Origin of the sequence: Pontibacillus yanchengensis (assembly GCF_009856295.1) — a bacterium.
GTDB lineage: Bacteria > Bacillota > Bacilli > Bacillales > BH030062 > Pontibacillus > Pontibacillus yanchengensis_A.
Genome location: NZ_WMEU01000001.1, coordinates 399,475 through 418,655, shown reverse-complemented (window position 1 = coordinate 418,655; position 19,181 = coordinate 399,475). Strand labels below are relative to the sequence as shown.

Sequence of the window (19,181 nt, the reverse complement as noted above, 5' to 3'; positions counted from 1 at the left end):
AAGGAGATCATATCTATGAAGTTTACTACAAAATGGATGACAGATTACTTCGCAGATTACAGAGGAGTAGCTAATACAGAGATTCCAATCCATCATATCTATACAGATACAAGGGAAAAAACAGATAGAGGTTTATTTGTACCGTTAGAGGGAGAAACATTTGACGGACATTCTTTTTTAAAGTCTGCGATTAATAATGGTGCCGTGGCAGCATTCTGGAATAAAGAAAAACCAATTCCAGAGTTTGTTCCCACTGAATTCCCACTTTTTTTAGTGGATGATACCCTAATTGCCCTGCAACAATTAGCACACACGTATAGAACGGAAATCAATCCTAAGGTTATTGGTGTTACTGGCTCAAATGGTAAGACTACAACAAAAGATTTTATTGCCTCAGTACTATCCCAAAACTATAATACTCATAAAACAAATGGGAATTTCAATAATCATATTGGATTGCCATTAACTATTTTATCCATGGAACAGGGAACTGAAGTACTCGTCTTGGAAATGGGTATGAATCACTTTGGTGAAATAGAGCGTCTTTCCTTCATTTCTGAGCCAGATTTTGCAGTAATTACAAACATCGGTGAATCGCATATTGAGAACTTAGGTTCGAGGGAAGGCATTGCTCAAGCAAAAACCGAAATTCTAGCTGGTCTAAAATCAAATGGTAAAGTACTCATAGATGGTGATGAACCCTTATTAGCACCTCTTCATACAAGAGAAGGCGTTCTTTCATGTGGCTTTGATGAAAAAAATAAATATGTACTTTCTGATTGTGAAATGGATGATGCAGGTACTCGTTTTACCATAAATGAAGAGGCAGATTATTCTATTCAAGTTCCAGGTAAGCACAATGTAAAAAATGCCAGCTTTGCTATTATTATTGGAGAATTATTAAATATGAAGCAAGAACTCATTCAAGAGGGTCTATCTGCCATAGAACTTACTGGAATGAGGCTAGAACGAGTTTTAGGGAAAAAAGGAGCAACTATCTTAAATGATGCTTATAACGCTTCGCCTACATCTATGAAGGCTTCGATTGATGTTGTGAAAGAATTACCGAATTTTTCTAGAAAGATTTTAGTTTTAGGCGATATATTTGAATTAGGAGCACTTAGTGAAATGTTGCATCGTTCCATAGCTGACGCGATTTCTGAGCCAATTGATATGGTGATAGCTATTGGAGAAGAAGCACCTTTTATCGTAGAGGAAATGAAGAAAAAAGAGTTGCCAATTGAAACACATTCTTTTCAAACAAAGGAAGAAGCAGTTGAAATTTTACAGTCCACTTTAAGTGACGAAACGGTAATCTTACTTAAAGCATCTAGATTGATGGCTTTTGAATCATTACTTGAACATCTATCAGATAAAGAATAACCATTGCGGACGGTTGAAAGCTATTAAAGGAGGAAGACAATGAACACAACAGTTTTATTAATCACCATGGCAATCGCATTTTTAATTACCGTCCTCATCTCACCAATTTTCATCCCATTTTTAAGAAGATTAAAATTTGGTCAATCGATTCGAGATGAAGGTCCGAAGTCACATATGAAGAAACAAGGTACACCCACAATGGGTGGTATGATGATATTAGTATCTGTCAGTATTACAACACTGATTATGACTTCTAAATTCAATCCTAATCCTATGAGTGTAGAAGTATTCCTATTATTATTTGTTATGATTGGGTACGGTTTATTAGGTTTCTTGGATGACTTTATAAAAATAGCGATGAAACGAAATCTTGGCTTAACATCCAAACAAAAAATGATTGGCCAAATTATCATTGCAGCAGTATTTTATTTTATTATTAATCGTAATGGTTTTCCTACTTATATAGAGATTCCATTAGTAAATCAACAGCTTCAATTAGGTTGGGGTTATGCTCTTCTAATTTTAGTTATGCTTGTAGGATCTTCTAATGCGGTGAACTTAACAGATGGACTTGATGGTCTCTTAGCCGGAACAGCAGCGATAGCATTTGGAGCATTTGGTATTCTTGCTTGGCACGGTCAACCTCAATTTGAAATAGGTGTGTTTTCTTTAGCAATTGTTGGTGCCTTATTAGGTTTCTTAGTATTTAACGCTCACCCTGCTAAAGTATTCATGGGTGATACAGGTTCATTAGCTCTTGGTGGTGCAATCGCAGCGATAGCAATTTTAACTAAACTGGAAATTATACTTGTTATTATTGGCGGTGTATTTGTTCTTGAGACGCTTTCTGTTATTATTCAGGTTATTGCATATAAAACTACAGGAAAACGAGTGTTTAAAATGTCTCCACTCCATCACCATTATGAATTGATGGGTTGGTCTGAGTGGCGAGTGGTTACTACATTTTGGTTAGTAGCATTCCTCTTTGCTGGCCTGGGTATTTTCATAGAGGTGTGGATTAGTTGAGACAATTGATAGATTTTCCGTATAAACATGTCCTAGTTTTGGGTTTGGCGAAATCTGGGGAAGCAGCTGCAAAGCTTTTGCATCACAGTGGCGTTCAAGTTCGTGTTAATGATCAAAAGCCTTATGAGGAAAACCCGCAAGCTAGAACACTAGGGGATTTAGGGATTGACGTTATTACTGGGAGTCATCCAATGTCTGTTTTAGATGGTATAGATTATGTGGTCAAAAACCCAGGGATACCGTATACAAATCCCATTGTCGATGAAGCAATGAGAAGAGAGTTACCTGTTGTTACCGAGGTGGAGCTAGCCTATAGGCTGAATGGTGACAATATGATTGGAATAACAGGTTCCAACGGTAAAACTACTACAACAACACTTGTGTACGAGATGCTAAAAGCCAATGATAAGGGGACAAAACTGGCAGGAAACATTGGTGAAGTAGCTTGTGAAGTTGCTCAAACCACTTCAGAAAAAGAAACAATGGTAGTAGAACTCTCCTCATTCCAATTAATAGGAACGGAAACATTTAAGCCACATATTGCAGTCTTTCTGAACTTATATGAAGCTCATTTGGATTATCATAAAACAATGGAGCATTATGCCTGGTCTAAATCCCAGCTATTTGCGCATCAACAAGCAAATGATTTCTTGGTCTACAATGCAGACCAAGAAATCGTACGAGAGCTTGTAGCTTCTGCAAATAGTCAAAGGGTTCCTTTCTCTTTAGAAAATAAACAACCATTAGGTATATGGTGTGATGAAGAATTTCTTTATTATCAAGATGAGTGTGTAATAGCTCTTAAAGATATTATGCTTGCTGGCAAACATAATTTAGAAAATATAATGGCTGCAGTTGGGGCTGCTAAATTAAGTGGTGTGACAAATAAAGGTATACAACAAGTGTTGAGAACCTTCTCTGGTGTAGAGCATCGTATGCAATTTGTCAAAGAGGTTCAAGGTAGAAATTTTTATAATGATTCAAAAGCAACCAATATGCTAGCTACTAAAAATGCACTCGAAGCATTTGAACAACCGACAATATTGTTAGCAGGTGGACTAGACAGAGGGAATGCTTTAGATGATTTAGGACCTTATCTGAAAAATGTGAAGGCAATGATACTATTTGGTGAAACTGCACCAAAATTTAAACAGTTAGCAATAGAAAATGGAATAGAGACATATGATGTGGTCGATAATGTTAAACAAGCGGCCGAAAAAGCCTATCGTATCTCTGAAGCAGGAGATGTCATACTTCTTTCACCAGCATGTGCAAGTTGGGATCAATATCGCACATTTGAAGAGAGAGGGGACATGTTTATGGATGCGGTGCATACATTAAAGTAGGGGGCTTGTTTACATTCACATCATTCTTGAGCCCCCTGATCTAATGTTTGGATCAAGGGGGTTCTTTATGTTTCGTAATCGATCAAATTATCAGGCAAAAGATGCACCGGATTTATTGTTAATGGTCATTATTTTTTCTCTTCTTCTAGTAGGAGTAGTGATGGTCTATAGTGCTTCAGCAATATGGGCGGATTATAAATTTGATGATTCATTCTTCTTTGCAAAGCGTCAGTTATTGTTTGCAACGGTTGGGATTGTAGCAATGTTCGGCATTATGAACATTCCTTATTTAACTTGGAGAAATATATCACAGGGAATGCTCTTGGTTTGCTTCGTCCTTTTAATTGCTGTACTTATTCCAGGTGTAGGGATGGTAAGGGGGGGAGCGCAAAGTTGGATTGGTGTTGGTGCTTTTAGCATTCAACCCTCTGAATTTATGAAACTTGGACTAATCATTTTTTTAGCTAAGTATTTAGCAGAGAACCAAAAGAAAATCACATCCTTTAGTAAAGGGTTTATTCCATCTTTATCCCTTGTGTTTTTAGCTTTTGGTATTATTATGTTACAACCAGATTTAGGCACAGGAGTAGTGCTTGTTGGTACTTGTATGTTAATGATCTTCGTTTCTGGAGCTAGAATTGCTCATTTTGCAGGACTAGCTTTACTTGGGGTTGTTGGTTTTGTGGCTTTAATAGCCTCTGCACCTTATCGAATAGCCCGTATTACAGCTTTTTTAAATCCCTGGGAAGACCCCTTAGGGGCAGGCTTTCAAATCATTCAATCCCTATATGCAATAGGACCAGGTGGACTAATGGGACTTGGGCTAGGACAAAGCCTTCAAAAATTCTTTTATCTACCTGAGCCACAAACGGATTTTATCTTTGCAATATTAGCTGAAGAGCTTGGCTTTATTGGGGGCACCTTTGTTATTTTATTATTTTTCCTATTATTGTGGCGGGGAGTGCGAGTTGCGCTTGGAGCTCCAGATATGTTTGGGAGCTTATTGGCTTTAGGTATCGTCGGGATGATTTCGATACAAGTCATGATCAATATTAGTGTTGTGACTGGGCTTATGCCTGTTACAGGTATCACCTTACCATTCTTGAGCTATGGGGGGTCATCTTTAACACTTACTCTATGCTCGGTTGGTATATTATTAAATATAAGTAAATATGCTAGGTTATAATGATAATCCCCTCTGTTCCCGGATAGAGGGGGTTTTTGTTAGTATCCTAACCTAAAATGCATGGAAGAATCGAAGCATTATAGAAATAAGTACACTCCTTTTTTTACCTTTGATAACATTATTGTACAATATAACCTATATTTTCATGGGTATAAAAGAGAGTGATTTAAATATCGTAATCACAGAAAAATATAGTTAATGATAAAATTGTATTAGGTTTTTGGTTTGGTTAGTGTTATCTTAATAAAGCAAAAAGGTTTTTGTTAATATGTGTTTTAATCAAAACGGGATAGGGTAATGGTTTTAAGCCTGTTATTGAAATGCTCGTAGATATTAGAAGTGTACTTACATATGTAGAAGTAGGTTCTATATAGCCTTATATATTGAGGTACCCTAAATGATTAAGGCTTAGGTTGGTTCAACTCTAAATGGTATATATGTGTGCGATATTAAAACAAATATCTTTCATTTAATCATCATTATGGAAAAGTGTTGAAAGTACTGTGACCTAGTTCAGGTGCTATTGCTTGCAACTATCGTATGAAAAGCCGAAATTGTGGCGAATTAGTATGGAAAGATAACGAATTTTCCAAACATATATGATATAATTCAGTTATGCATTAGAACGGCATCTAGTATGCCGTTTCCTTATGTAAAAATTGAATGGGTAGGGGAACATTCCATGGCAGAAAAGAAAATTGTTTCGATTGAAGATCGAATACCCAAGCTAAAAGAGGCTCGTAAGAAGAAAGCCAATCGTCGCTTGATATTGTATTTGTCTTTATTCTTTTTGCTAATCGCCGTGATTCTTTACCTGCAATCCTCTTTAAGCCATGTCCAAACAATTGAAGTTATTGGAAATGAGCATGTCGATAAACAAGATATTCTAACAATAAGCGGCATAACGACAGAGGATAATTTCTGGAAAGTAAATGGAGAGACTATAGCAAAGAAACTAGAGCAGCATGAAGAAATTCAATCCGCTAAAATAGACAAGCAATTTCCCACGACAGTTTCCATTAATATTAACGAAGTGGAGCGAGTAGGCTATGTTCAGAACGACGGAAGCTATTATCCTATCTTGGCTACCGGTAATAGGTTAACCTCATATAAATTGAAATCACCTACTGGAGATGCTCCGATTTTGGTCGGGTGGGATGGTCAAAAATACTTAGAAGAAATGACCCAAGAGCTTAAGCAACTTCCAGAGAGCATCACACAATTAATTTCTGAAATTCATTGGTCACCTACTGATCAAAACCCATATAAAATTTATTTGTATATGAATGATGGCTATGAAGTTGATGCGTCTATTCGGAATTTCTCTCAGAAGATGCGCACATATCCATCGATTGTATCGCAGCTTGATCCATCTCAAAAAGGGATTATTCACATTGATGTTGGAGCTTATTTTGAAGCTTATTCTACTGAAGAAGAAAAAGGAGAGAACGAAAATGAAAGCGACGGGTAAACAGGTCATTTTCTCCTTTGTTCTCTTATTATCTGGTTTTTTAGTAGCTTTTAGTTATCAGCAAACCAAAAAAGATCCACAAGTAGTTCAATTAAGCGATCAACAATTAGAAAAAGACTACTATTATAGGCAGCAGCTAATTAATATTGAAAAGCAAAATAAAGATCTGCGAAATGAAGTAGAAGATAAAAAGGACAAAATTCAGTCGTTAGAAGATAATTTAGCTACACAGGAACAAAAAGTAGGAAATTTCGTTGAGGACAAAAAACAGCTTCAAAAATTAACAGGTGAAATACCAGTTCAGGGACAAGGAGTAAAAGTTACCTTAAAAGATTCAGATTACATTCCTTCTGAAGAAAATGTTAATCAATATATTGTTCACGAAAGTCACATTCACAAGGTAATTAACGAATTACTATCATCAGGGGCTAATGCTATAGCGATAAATGGTCAACGTTTATATCGTAATAGTTATATTGCATGTACCGGACCTGTTGTTACAGTAGATGGTGTACAACATCCAGCACCTTTTGTGATTACGGCCATAGGTGATCAAGATGTGATGATGCCTAGTTTGGAATTGAAACATGGTGTTGTAGATCAGCTTGTGAATGACAACATTGAAGTATTGCTTGAAAAACAAGCCAATATCTCAATGGGCGCAAAGGTTACAGGGGAAAGGTGAAGTACATGAAGCTACGTAGTAAAATCATTTTTTCCTTCATATTTGCCTTAGTAGGTTTTATGATCGCTATCCAATTTCAAAGTAACCAAAAACCTGAGGAACGTGACACCAGAGACCTTTGGGAGATTCGTACCGAGTTACAAGAACAACAAAAAATACAGCAACAATTATACAGCCGTATTACCGAGTTAGATGAAATGATTCAACAGTATGAAGGTCAATCCCAATCAGAAAAGGTAGCTACCTTAAAGCAATCTATCGTTGAATTAAGGAAAAAGGCAGGATTGACTGAAGTGGAAGGTAATGGCATAAACATTAAAGTCAAACCAATCTTTCAGGATCTAGATTCATCACAAAGCTATCCTACGATTTCACCTGCTTTACTACAAAGGCTAATTAATGAACTGAATACATACGGAGCTACAGATATAGCGATTGGAAACGAGAGAATTACGAACATTTCACCAATTCGAGATGTGAATGGATATACGTATATAAACAATCACCCAATCCCTCCGTTACCAGTTGACATTAAAGTTTTAACCCAAAGTCCTAAACGTTTACTTGATTATATGCAAGTAAGTCAGTCTAAGGATGAGTTTGCCATAGAAAATCTGGAACTATCTATTACGGTGGAGGAGAACATGACTCTACCTAAATATGAACAAATGCCACGACTTAATCATTTGAAGGTAGATGAGAATACAGAAACAGGTGAATCATAATGTGGTTACCGGTACTCTTTTTAATAGTTGGTGTATTGCTAGGATTGTTAACAGATATTCGAGTGCCAGAAGAATATGCGAATTACTTATCTATTGCGGTGTTAGCAGCTTTTGATACACTTTTAGGTGGTTTAAGAGCTCATTTAGAAGAAAAGTTTGATCAAAAAGTTTTTGTAACAGGCTTTTTCTTTAACGTAACATTAGCTGCGTTTCTTGCTTTCTTAGGTGTGCAACTTGGAATCGACCTATATTTAGCTGCTGTATTTGCTTTTGGAGTGAGATTGTTTCAAAATATAGCACTTATACGCAGGTATCTAATTGACCGGGGTAGAATAAAGAAGAATAAAGAAAAAAATCAAAGAAAATAAAAGGGAATCATAATAATTTTGTTGAATAACAAAATGAACAGACAGAAACAAATATGATTTCTGAGGCAAAAGTCTCTATTTTCACAAAATGTACAATTTAAAAATTAAATTATATGAATGAAAGACTCATTATGAAAATACTAGTCGAAAACTAAAAAGTAACATGGTATAGTATCGGTATCATGTGAACTTTTAGTGGTCTTAGTTTAGGAGGTGCCTTGGATTGAACAACAATGATATATTGGTAAGCCTAGATATAGGTACATCAAAAATAAAAGTAATTATTGGAGAGGTCATGAACGACTCTTTAAATATAATTGGGGTTGGTACAGCTGCCTCTAATGGGATGAAAAAGGGTGCAATTGTAGATATTGACCAAACGGTAAACTCTATCCGTAACGCAGTAGAACAAGCAGAGCGTATGGTAGGTATGCAAATTAATAAAGTTGTCGTTGGAGTCAATGGAAACCATGTACAACTACAGCCATGTCACGGAGTTGTTGCCGTACAAAGCGAAAATCGTGAGATAGGTGAAGAGGATATAAATAGAGTAATCGATGCTGCTCAAGTTATGTCGATTCCTCCTGAAAGAGAAATTATTGATGTAATCCCTTCTCAGTTCATAGTGGATGGACTAGATGAAATTAATGATCCACGCGGCATGATAGGAGTTCGCTTGGAGATGGAAGGGACCATTATTACATGTTCAAAAACCGTTTTACATAATGCATTAAAGTGTGTAGAACGAGCGAATTTAGAGGTTCTAGATGTTTGCTTACAGCCTTTAGCCTCAGGTTCTGTGGCTTTATCAAAGGATGAAAGAAATCTAGGTGTCGCCCTCATTGATATCGGGGGAGGATGTACAACTGTCTCGGTTTTTGAACAAGGGTATCTTCAGGGGACAAGTGTAGTGCCACTAGGTGGAGATAATCTTACTAAGGACCTATCTATTGGTTTGAGAACTTCTACTGAAGAGGCAGAAGAGATTAAGAAAAATTATGGGCATGCTTTCTTTGATGATGCTCAAGAAGAGGAAACTTTTGAAGTCTCGATTATTGGTAGCGATAGGAAACAATCATTTAATCAACTTCAAATTTCTGATATGATTGAAGCAAGATTAGAGGAAATATACGCTTATGTAGAACAGGAAATCCGTAGAATGGGATATAAAGGATTGCCTGGAGGATACGTACTTACTGGTGGTGTGATGAGCATGCCGGGGTGTCTTGACTTAGCTCAAGATGTCTATCAGGCAAATGTTAGAATCGCAATTCCAGATTATATAGGTGTTCGAGAACCTCAATATACAGCAGGGGTAGGTATCTTGCAGTTTTCATATCACAATGCAAAGATACAAGGTAAAGAATTATTCCCTTCAGTTACAATACAAGAACAAGAACCGAAGCAAAAGAAACAAAGGAAGCAATCAAATCAATCAACCCAATCAAATCAAGAGGAAAAACCTAAGAAAGAGAAAGAATCAGGATTGGCTAATTTAATCAAGTATTTCTTTGATTAAAATCTAGCGCTCCTATGTTCGAATATAAAACTAGACAAAGAAACTTGGAATCTTGCAAAGTGGGAGGAACGGAAAATGTTAGAGTTTGATACAAATATGGATCAATTAGCAACCATAAAGGTCATCGGATGTGGTGGCGGTGGAAGTAACGCTGTTAACCGCATGATAGAGCACGGTGTACAAGGTGTAGAATTTATCGCAGTTAACACGGATGCTCAAGCCTTAAATCTATCAAAAGCAGAAGTGAAAATGCAGATAGGTGCGAAGCTAACAAGAGGATTAGGTGCTGGAGCTAACCCAGAGGTTGGACGTAAAGCAGCAGAAGAAAGTAAAGAGCAACTAGAGGAAGCATTACAAGGTGCAGATATGGTCTTCGTCACAGCTGGAATGGGTGGAGGTACTGGTACTGGTGCAGCCCCAGTTATTGCACAAGTAGCGAAAGAAGTTGGTGCCTTAACCGTTGGTGTTGTAACCCGTCCGTTTACCTTTGAAGGTCGTAAGCGCTCTTCACAAGCAGGTGGCGGTATTGACGCTTTAAAAAGTAATGTCGATACGTTAATTGTAATACCTAACGATCGCCTTCTTGAAATTGTTGATAAAAACACACCAATGCTTGAAGCATTCCGTGAAGCTGATAATGTACTTCGTCAAGGTGTACAAGGTATCTCAGATTTAATTGCAGTACCTGGACTAATCAACGTGGACTTTGCTGACGTGAAAACAATCATGGCAGATAAAGGGTCTGCATTAATGGGTATTGGTATTGCTACTGGGGAAAGTCGAGCAGGAGAAGCTGCTAAAAAGGCTATATCGTCTCCATTACTCGAAACATCTATAGATGGGGCTCATGGTGTTCTAATGAACATCACAGGCGGATCTAACTTAAGTTTATATGAAGTACAAGAAGCTGCTGATATTGTTACCTCAGCTGCCGATCAAGAAGTTAACGTAATCTTTGGTTCCGTAATTAATGAGAACTTAAAAGATGAAATTGTTGTAACAGTAATTGCAACAGGTTTTGATGAGTCTCAGCTTCAAGGCGATAAGTCTCAAGGTAGACCTACTGTGAATACACAACAAGCACAAGAAAAGAAGCGTCCTGAGCCTCAACATCAACAGCAACATCAGCAACAACAACAACAGCCAAGAAGAGAGATGCCTTCTTCTAAGCCGTCTCAACAAGAAGAGGAAACACTGGATATACCAACATTCCTTCGTAACAGAAATCGTAGAAGATAAGATAAAGAAAGAGTCTCTGATAATTAATCAGAGACTCTTTTTTTGTACTTTCAAAAAAGTATAAGCGCAACTAGGCCTCTGTTTGTGCAAAGGTTGACCACTCGGTATGTTGGTTAGGAAGTTATAATATTGTTTGGGTTCAACTTTATACATTACATACGACACATCCAGCACCTAGCAAATTTTCTCCTCCTTACGATAAGGCAACATCAGATTGATATAGCTCTCCATCTTTTAGTCTCCAAAAAAAACCCTCCGACAAAACCTGCCTTTATCTATAAAAATAAGTTCGTTCCACTAAACATAATATGACAGACTTCTTTTTCTATCTCCGTTATACTAACTTTCAACAGAGGAAGTTTTCAGGATAGAAGGGAATGAAAATGTGACCATTTATCTGGATGCTGTTTGGTTGTTGAACTTTTTTCTAGACTGGATGATTTTAATGTTAACTCATAGTTTTGCCAAAGCATCAAATCATCGAGCTCGATTGATTTTAGGAGCAATAGTAGCCTCCCTATTAGTTCCGTTAAACCTTTTCTATCCTACATCTTTGTGGACTACACCTATTGGAAAAGGAATCTTCTCCCTTATTATCGTCTTTACTGCCTTTGGGTTTAAAAATATTCGATTATACACAAGGCAATTATTGTTATTTTACTTTACTTCATTTGCGATGGGAGGAGGGTTATTTGGTATCTATTATTTGTTACAAGAACAGATTCATGTATCAAACGGTATGGTGGTAACCTATCAATCAGGTTTTGGTGATAGCATAAGTTGGTTGTTTGTAGTGATAGGCTTTCCTCTAATTTGGTGGTTTACGAAACAGAGATTGGACAACCTTGTAATACAGCAAATGAAGTACGATGAGATGGTCCACATTACTATATGTATGCAAAATCAAATTAATAACTCAAGTGCTCTTATTGATAGTGGTAACCAACTCGTAGATCCCGTAACAAAACAACCAGTAGTTATATGTGATGAAATATTTATGAAAAAATGGTTTAGTGAAGAAGAATGGGTGATTCTTCAAGATGTACAAGAGAATATGAGTCTAGAACGTTTGCCGGATAAATGGTTGGATAAGTTCAGAATTGTTCCTTATCAGGGTGTAGGCGGAGCGGGGAATTTTCTTTTAGTACTGAAACCAGATTGGATTCAAGTAACTGTTCAAGAGCAGCAATTAACGATTACTAGAGCTTTAGTAGGTTTACAATTTGGTGAGTTGTCCCCTGATGGAAGTTATCACTGTTTAATGCATCCCCATCTACTTAAATCCCTTGCAGTTCATTCTGCATAGCACTACATATTATTCAGGAGGAGGAATTGTATGAGAAAATGGCGACTAAAATTTCAATTGTGGTGGTATAAGCTTTTAATTAAATTAGGTTGGAAAACAGATGAAATTTACTATATAGGTGGAAATGAGGCACTTCCTCCTCCCTTATCTAAAGAAGAAGAACAAGAACTATTAATACGACTTCCAAAAGGTGATAAAGCAGCCAGAGCCATGCTAATAGAGCGCAACCTTCGTCTTGTAGTCTATATTGCTAGAAAGTTTGAAAATACGGGGATCAACATAGAGGACCTCATCAGTATAGGTACCATTGGATTAATTAAAGCTGTAAACACGTTTAATCCTGAGAAAAAAATAAAACTAGCCACCTATGCATCTCGCTGTATTGAAAATGAAATTTTAATGTATTTAAGAAGAAATAATAAAATTCGAAGTGAAGTATCCTTCGATGAGCCATTAAATATTGATTGGGATGGAAACGAATTATTGCTGTCTGATGTCTTAGGTACAGATGAAGATATTATCACAAGGGATTTAGAATCAACAGTCGATAAGAAGTTATTAAAAAAAGCGTTGGAGCAATTAAATGCTAGAGAAAAACAAATCATGGAGTTACGTTTTGGGTTAATAGGGGAAGAAGAAAGAACACAAAAAGATGTCGCAGATATGCTAGGCATATCCCAATCCTACATCTCCCGACTAGAGAAAAAGATTATCCGCAGATTAAAGAAAGAATTTAATAAAATGGTATAGCTAGTAAAGGCAGAGGCTTCTGAAAATTGTCTCTGTCTTCTTTATTTGAAAAACTGGGCAAGTAGGTTATCCAACAAACGAGGCATAATATTGAAGACTTGAAATCGAGATAATCTAGTTGAGAGGAATGTTTCCGTTGTTTGAATCAGAGAAAAGATGGCCTGAAAATAGCCCCCTTTCCTGTGGCCCTACCGATGTGACAATCTTAGTCGAACTTCCCATGAAACCATTCGTCTCCTTGGGCAAAAATCATGCCCTGCTGGGTCTCGACACCTCCGTTTTTCCATGGAATCTCGCCATTTCCCGGCCCGTCTTTGCGTTCGTTTGGTTTAACGGAAACATCGTCAGTTGTTGTGGGTGAACCCAAATCATCTTTTGATTAATGTAAAACGAGAATACATCGACCTAATATATCAGTGATCTAACAGTTTATAGAAGTAAACCCAAAGCACGAACGTGTATTTCCTCGTCAAATTGTCTATTATTCAATACATGTAATATACATCCCGTCTCGCTAACCTGATCATGTTCCGTTCATCTTAACAAAAGCAAAGGTGGCTTGGGCCCAAGGAGACTCACACCGGAGAAAGAGGTAGGCAAGTTTCCCCTGAGGGCGTTTTTCCATAAGAGAAGGTAGCTTGCCAGCTCGCCGGTAGGACGCGAGTTGTTCGCATGCCATCTTTATTCTATCGAAAGCAACGGAAACATTTCTCTTACCCATATTATCTCGAACTTAAGTCTTCAAAATAACAGGGATTTATTGGAATAAATTAGCGTATTCTGCATTCAGAAAAGATTCATATATTCTTATTTATCAAAAATGATTAATAGCGTGTATTCCATAAATTTTTTCTTTTAATAATCCTATAAATATGCGGTTTTTGCTAATTTAGCGAGAATCGTGTTTTTTTATGTCTGCATAAATTTCCCTTCTGCGGAGATACTGAACGTTGACAGCAGCTCCAGTAAGGAGGGGTAAAAAGTGACACGACATAAAGTTGAGATTTGTGGGGTAGATACCTCAAAACTTCCAGTATTGAAAAATGATGAAATGCGAAAGCTATTCAAACAAATGCAAAGTGGAGATATAGAGGCTAGGGAAGTTTTAGTGAATGGTAATTTACGCCTTGTGTTAAGTGTAATCCAACGTTTTAACAATCGTGGAGAGTATGTTGATGACCTTTTTCAAGTTGGGTGCATTGGTTTAATGAAATCAATCGATAACTTTGATTTAAGTCAGAATGTGAAATTTTCAACCTATGCAGTACCAATGATTATTGGGGAAATTAGAAGATACCTTAGAGATAATAACCCCATTCGTGTTTCTCGATCACTACGAGATATTGCTTATAAGGCCTTACAAGTTCGTGAAAAGTTAATGAGTAAAACATCCAAGGAACCAACACCAGTGGAGATTGCTGAAGAAATGGGTGTACCACATTCTGATGTAGTATTTGCGTTAGATGCAATACAGGACCCTGTTTCATTATTTGAACCAATTTATAATGACGGTGGAGATCCCATTTTCGTTATGGATCAACTAAGTGATGAGAAAAATAAAGACTCCATATGGATAGATGAAATTGCCTTACAAGAAGGTATGAGAAGATTGAATGAACGTGAAAAGATGATACTCAACAAACGTTTTTTTCAAGGAAAAACACAAATGGAAGTTGCTGAAGAGATTGGTATATCGCAAGCTCAGGTTTCGCGATTAGAAAAAGCCGCAATTAAAGAAATGAATAAACAAATGTATGATTGACTAAGGTAATTCAGAAGGTTAATATTCAGCTATCACATGTAACATTTAAATTCGAAACTAAAATACAAATTCAGTTAAAGCCTAGCACATTTATAGTGCTAGGCTTATGTTTTATACGCTTAGAATTTCAGAAAACCGTTATAATATGAAAAATCATCTTCTCAGGTGCATATAGTGTTAAAAAGGACGGTGTTTTCTTATGGTAACCATATCAGAATTGCAAGTAAAAGAAATTATCTCCGTAGAAAACGGGCAAAAGCTAGGGCACCTGATTGACCTAGAGATTGATGTGGATCGAGGAAGAATTACAGCGATTGTATTAGGGAATAAGGGGAAAATGATGGGGCTGTTTGGTAAAGAAGAGGAAGTGGTCATTCCTTGGGAATCCATTCTAACAATTGGGGATGATGTTATCTTAGTTAAACATGGTCAAAAACCGCAATTATATCCCCCGAAAAAGGAAGAATAAGTGAGCATCCCGAGAATTTTGTCGGAAAGTATGATAAAATAGTGAAAACTTATATTTTGGAGGAAAAAGATGTCTGAGAGCTTTCATCACACACATCCTTCATATTTGGAAATTAGTAAATGGACGTATTCTAATCCAAATCTGGTTGCTGGAATGACAACTAGAATAGGAGGAGAAGGGATCGCACCATTTGATTCTTTTAACTTAGGCTGGCATGTGCCAGATGTGAAGGAAACGATAAGAAAAAATCGGGAAACACTAGCTAATTTATTACAATTCCCACTAGAACATTGGATTGGTGGGGAGCAGGTTCATGATACAGAAGTTTATACAGTAAAGAAAAAGGATATTGGCAAAGGGGCGCTTTCCCAAGATAATGCTCTACCTAATTGTGATGGTTTGATTACAAACTTGCCAAATGTTCTTCTAACAGCCTTTTATGCGGATTGTGTACCTTTATTTTTTTATGATCCTGTAGAAGAATGGGTTGGAATTGCTCATGCTGGCTGGAAGGGAACAGTTGCAGGTATGGGGCCTGAAATGATCCGCGCCCTAGAGGACAAGGGAGTGGATGCTAACCATATTAAAGTTGCTATTGGTCCCTCAATAAGTGGTGATGTGTACGAAGTAGATGAAAATGTCCTTCAGCATATACCATCTGAACTTAGGGTAGAACCTACTGTATTAGATAAGGGAAATGGTAAGTACTTATTATCTCTACAAAACATGCACAAACATTTGCTTCTTGAGTCCGGTGTGAAAGAGAAAAATATAGAAGTGTCTGAGTATTGTACATATCAAAATGATCACCTATTCTTTTCACATCGTAGAGATCAAGGGAAGACAGGAAGAATGCTTGGGTTTATTGGTTTAAAGCGACTTAGTGACTAAGTTGGAAAGGAGTTTCGTTTGGTGAACGTAGAAGACAATTTCAAAGCTATACAACATAAAATACAAGAAGCATGTCAACGGGTGAACCGTATTCAAGATGAAGTAACTATTATTGCTGTAACCAAATACGTCTCAATAGAACGGGCTCAGCAGGCGATAGCAGCCGGCGTTCACAATCTTGGTGAAAATCGCCTTGAAGGGTTTTTAACAAAATTTGAGTCAATTGCAAATCAAGCAAATTGGCATTTCATTGGAACCCTTCAATCCCGTAAAGTAAAGGACTTAATCGACAATGTTTCGTATATACACTCACTTGATCGAAAGTCTTTAGCCAAGGAGATAAACAAGCGAGCAAATCGTAAGGTACCATGTTTTGTACAAGTGAATGTAAGTGGAGAAGATTCTAAGCATGGTTTGCCTCCTGAGGAAGTTGTATCGTTTGTTGAAAATCTTTCATCTTATGCCAATATTGAAGTTGTCGGATTAATGACGATGGCACCTCACTCAGAGGATCAATCATATGTACGAGCTATTTTTTCTGAATTGCGAAACGTAAAAGAAGAAATTGAAGCAAAAAAATGGGGACATGCTCCTTGTCATTATCTTTCTATGGGAATGAGTAATGATTTTGAGATTGCTATTGAAGAGGGTGCTACACATATCCGGATTGGCTCTAAATTAGTTGGCCATGAATATGATTAAAGAGGTGAAACAATGGGATTTAAAAACAAATTGAAAAATTTCTTTGTTTTAGATGATGATGAATATGAATATGTAGAATCTGATTCAGAAGAGGAAGATTATGAACAGCCCAACCAATATGCATCCAAAGAGGATAAGAAGCAAAATGTGGTTAGCTTAAAGAGCATGCAACCTTCTTCCAAGGTGGTGCTATGTGAACCCCGGACGTATAATGAGGCTCAAGAGATTGCAGACAATTTAGTAAATCGAAAAGCAATAGTAATAAACCTTCAGCGTGTAAATCATCAACAGGCAAAAAGAATAGTAGATTTTTTAAGTGGAACGGTTTATGCTATTGGTGGGGACATTCAAAAGTTAGGCTCTCAAACGTTCTTATGTACGCCTGATAATGTGGATGTTTCAGGTACAATATCAGAAGTAATGAATGAACATGAAGAAGAAGATGAATACCAACAAAGGTGGTAAATAACGTTGATGTTAATCGACTCGATTTTTGACTTTTTACGATTTTTATTTCAGGCATATTTCTTTGCACTAATTGGTTATATTTTAATGTCATGGTTCCCTGGTGCGCGTGACTCTTCGATAGGAAGATTCTTATCAACGATATGCGAGCCATATTTAGAACCATTTCGTAAAATCATTCCTCCCTTAGGTATGATTGATATATCGCCAATTGTTGCAATCTTTGCATTAGAGTTTGCTTCTAGCGCTGGTTTATTTGCGTTACAGAAGCTAATATATAGTTTATTTTAACTAGGTGATCATGAGATACATGATCTCCTTTTTATTTTCATCTATAGCAAAAATGGTTCTGTTTATGGAGGGAGATCATTGGAGATTTATCAACACTTTCGAAAAGAAGAGCAGCCTTTCATTGATCAGGTTATTAATTGGAAAGAAGATGTAGAGCGCATGTATCAACGTAAATTATCTGACTTTCTTGATCCAAGAGAACGATTTATTTTTCAATCGATTATTGGTCATGATGAGGAACTTTCGTGGGAAACGTTCGGTGGTTATACAGGTGCAGAAAGACAACGAGTAGTGTTAGCCCCTTTCTATGAAACGATAAAACAAGAAGATTTCAATGTTACACTTCTTGAAGCAACGTACCCTAGTAAATTTGTAACGTTAGAGCATCGTGATGTGCTAGGTGCTTTTATGTCGCTAGGCATTAGAAGAGAAAAGGTCGGAGATTTGATTGTTACAGATAACCGAATACAGATCATTGTTGCTACAGAAATTGCCTCCTATGTTATGATGAATTTAACTGGTATCAAAAAAGCAGGAGTTGAATTTGAGGAAAAAGATATTTCCAATCTTCTACCCAAAAAAGAGGAGTGGATGGAGCAAAGTGGAACCGTTTCCTCGCTTCGTTTAGATACTATCTTAAAAGAAATTTATAATGTATCTCGTCAAAAAGCAGCTTTACATATTCAAAAAGGTCATGTGAAAGTAAACTTTCGTACAGTAGAAGACTCTTCTTTTTTGCTTGAAGCAAGTGATATGATTTCGTTCAGAGGTAAGGGGAGAAGTCAATTGCTGGAAGTTGAAGGAAGAACGAAAAAAGATAAATGGAGAATTACTACCGCAGTTTTAAAATAATTCTTTCATTTAAGAAGGAATTTGTGTAAGATTGTCGAAAAAAGAATAGTACCAAAGAGCGGTTGCTTACTGTATGGACTGGTTCATAATACATTACTTCAGAGGAGGTGGCCATATGGCATTAACACCATTGGACATTCATAATAAGGAATTTACTAGAGGTTTTCGAGGGTATGATGAAGATGAAGTAAATGAATTTTTAGATCAAGTAATCAAAGATTATGAAATGGTAATTAGAGATAAAAAAAATCTTGAAGAAAAAGTTACACAATTAGAAGAGAAGTTAGGTCATTTCAGTAACATAGAGGAGACGCTTAATAAATCCATTCTTGTTGCTCAAGAAACAGCTGAAGATGTTAAAGGAAGCGCAAATAAAGAAGCTAAATTAATTGTCAAAGAAGCTGAAAAGAACGCAGATCGTATCATTAACGAAGCGTTATCTAAATCACGTCGAATATCACTTGAAGTAGAAGAGCTGAAAAAACAGGCGAAAGTGTTCCGTACTCGATTAAAGATGATGGTAGAAGCACAGCTCGATATGATTGAAAATGATGACTGGGATGAGTTATTTAATCAAGAACTAGATGAAGAAACAGAGTATGAATCAGAATATGAAAAGGAACTCGCTGAAAATAAATCTTGACGCTGTAGCTATTTTTACATATAATTCATTAACAGACCGAGTTCTATAGAATAAAGAAATGATTCATCCTCATAAGGATGGATTCCTATTGATATACTTATA

Annotated in this window: 20 protein-coding genes and 1 other annotated feature (1 of these 21 running past the window's edge); all 20 genes read left to right on the top strand. The window is 36.8% G+C overall.

All coding sequences use genetic code 11. The annotated features are described in order from the left end of the window. Window positions 1-15: 15 nt before the first annotated feature. The 20 genes from GLW08_RS01995 to GLW08_RS01900 all read left to right on the top strand — a co-directional run bounded on the left by GLW08_RS01995 (window position 16) and on the right by GLW08_RS01900 (window position 19,079). A complete protein-coding gene (locus GLW08_RS01995; RefSeq protein ID WP_160846908.1) occupies window positions 16-1,383 on the top strand; it encodes a UDP-N-acetylmuramoyl-tripeptide--D-alanyl-D-alanine ligase in 1,368 nt (455 codons plus the stop codon). A 39-nt stretch (window positions 1,384-1,422) separates the two neighbouring features. After that, window positions 1,423-2,409, top strand: coding sequence for a phospho-N-acetylmuramoyl-pentapeptide-transferase (gene mraY / locus GLW08_RS01990; protein ID WP_160846907.1), 987 nt, complete (start codon window positions 1,423-1,425; stop codon window positions 2,407-2,409). Then, complete coding sequence (gene murD, locus GLW08_RS01985) at window positions 2,406-3,755, top strand: UDP-N-acetylmuramoyl-L-alanine--D-glutamate ligase (protein ID WP_160846906.1); 1,350 nt, start codon at window positions 2,406-2,408, stop codon at window positions 3,753-3,755. The genes mraY and murD overlap by 4 nt, the downstream gene beginning before the upstream one ends. 67 nt (window positions 3,756-3,822) lie before the next feature. After that, complete coding sequence (spoVE, locus tag GLW08_RS01980; RefSeq protein ID WP_160846905.1) at window positions 3,823-4,941, top strand: stage V sporulation protein E; 1,119 nt, start codon at window positions 3,823-3,825, stop codon at window positions 4,939-4,941. Between the two features lie 682 nt (window positions 4,942-5,623). After that, window positions 5,624-6,412, top strand: a complete 789-nt coding sequence (locus GLW08_RS01975) for a cell division protein FtsQ/DivIB (protein ID WP_160846904.1) — start codon at window positions 5,624-5,626, stop codon at window positions 6,410-6,412. After that, window positions 6,396-7,097, top strand: a complete 702-nt coding sequence (locus GLW08_RS01970; protein WP_160846903.1) for a DUF881 domain-containing protein — start codon at window positions 6,396-6,398, stop codon at window positions 7,095-7,097. Before GLW08_RS01975 ends, GLW08_RS01970 begins: the two co-directional genes overlap by 17 nt. A 5-nt stretch (window positions 7,098-7,102) precedes the next feature. Further along, the gene (locus tag GLW08_RS01965; protein WP_160846902.1) at window positions 7,103-7,822 is read left to right on the top strand and encodes a DUF881 domain-containing protein; all 720 of its coding nucleotides are present in this window, start codon (window positions 7,103-7,105) and stop codon (window positions 7,820-7,822) included. After that, the gene (locus tag GLW08_RS01960; protein ID WP_160846901.1) at window positions 7,822-8,190 is read left to right on the top strand and encodes a small basic family protein; all 369 of its coding nucleotides are present in this window, start codon (window positions 7,822-7,824) and stop codon (window positions 8,188-8,190) included. The genes GLW08_RS01965 and GLW08_RS01960 overlap by 1 nt, the downstream gene beginning before the upstream one ends. 223 nt (window positions 8,191-8,413) lie before the next feature. After that, window positions 8,414-9,709, top strand: a complete 1,296-nt coding sequence (gene ftsA, locus GLW08_RS01955) for a cell division protein FtsA (RefSeq protein ID WP_160846900.1) — start codon at window positions 8,414-8,416, stop codon at window positions 9,707-9,709. A gap of 75 nt (window positions 9,710-9,784) precedes the next feature. Further along, window positions 9,785-10,948, top strand: coding sequence for a cell division protein FtsZ (gene ftsZ, locus GLW08_RS01950; protein WP_160846899.1), 1,164 nt, complete (start codon window positions 9,785-9,787; stop codon window positions 10,946-10,948). A 385-nt stretch (window positions 10,949-11,333) separates the two neighbouring features. Next, a complete protein-coding gene (gene spoIIGA / locus GLW08_RS01945; RefSeq protein WP_160846898.1) occupies window positions 11,334-12,254 on the top strand; it encodes a sigma-E processing peptidase SpoIIGA in 921 nt (306 codons plus the stop codon). A gap of 30 nt (window positions 12,255-12,284) precedes the next feature. Next, window positions 12,285-13,004 carry an RNA polymerase sporulation sigma factor SigE gene (gene sigE / locus GLW08_RS01940; RefSeq protein WP_160846897.1) on the top strand — a complete coding sequence of 240 codons (720 nt, stop codon included), beginning with the start codon at window positions 12,285-12,287 and terminating at the stop codon, window positions 13,002-13,004. Between the two features lie 982 nt (window positions 13,005-13,986). Beyond that, a complete protein-coding gene (sigG, locus tag GLW08_RS01935) occupies window positions 13,987-14,766 on the top strand; it encodes an RNA polymerase sporulation sigma factor SigG (RefSeq protein WP_160846896.1) in 780 nt (259 codons plus the stop codon). Between the two features lie 199 nt (window positions 14,767-14,965). Further along, window positions 14,966-15,235 (top strand): YlmC/YmxH family sporulation protein, encoded by a 270-nt coding sequence (locus tag GLW08_RS01930; protein ID WP_160846895.1) that lies wholly within the window; start codon window positions 14,966-14,968, stop codon window positions 15,233-15,235. Between the two features lie 69 nt (window positions 15,236-15,304). Next, window positions 15,305-16,126, top strand: a complete 822-nt coding sequence (gene pgeF / locus GLW08_RS01925) for a peptidoglycan editing factor PgeF (protein WP_160846894.1) — start codon at window positions 15,305-15,307, stop codon at window positions 16,124-16,126. A 21-nt stretch (window positions 16,127-16,147) separates the two neighbouring features. Continuing rightward, window positions 16,148-16,828, top strand: coding sequence for a YggS family pyridoxal phosphate-dependent enzyme (locus GLW08_RS01920; RefSeq protein WP_337193879.1), 681 nt, complete (start codon window positions 16,148-16,150; stop codon window positions 16,826-16,828). A 12-nt stretch (window positions 16,829-16,840) separates the two neighbouring features. Beyond that, entirely contained in the window at window positions 16,841-17,293 is a 453-nt protein-coding gene (locus GLW08_RS01915) for a cell division protein SepF (RefSeq protein WP_160846892.1), read from the top strand. A 9-nt stretch (window positions 17,294-17,302) separates the two neighbouring features. Continuing rightward, a complete protein-coding gene (locus GLW08_RS01910; protein WP_160847856.1) occupies window positions 17,303-17,584 on the top strand; it encodes a YggT family protein in 282 nt (93 codons plus the stop codon). A 78-nt stretch (window positions 17,585-17,662) separates the two neighbouring features. Further along, complete coding sequence (locus tag GLW08_RS01905; protein ID WP_160846891.1) at window positions 17,663-18,436, top strand: RNA-binding protein; 774 nt, start codon at window positions 17,663-17,665, stop codon at window positions 18,434-18,436. Between the two features lie 115 nt (window positions 18,437-18,551). Next, window positions 18,552-19,079, top strand: a complete 528-nt coding sequence (locus GLW08_RS01900) for a DivIVA domain-containing protein (RefSeq protein WP_160846890.1) — start codon at window positions 18,552-18,554, stop codon at window positions 19,077-19,079. A 95-nt stretch (window positions 19,080-19,174) separates the two neighbouring features. Further along, window positions 19,175-19,181, top strand: a binding site (T-box leader) (it continues 223 nt past the right edge of the window).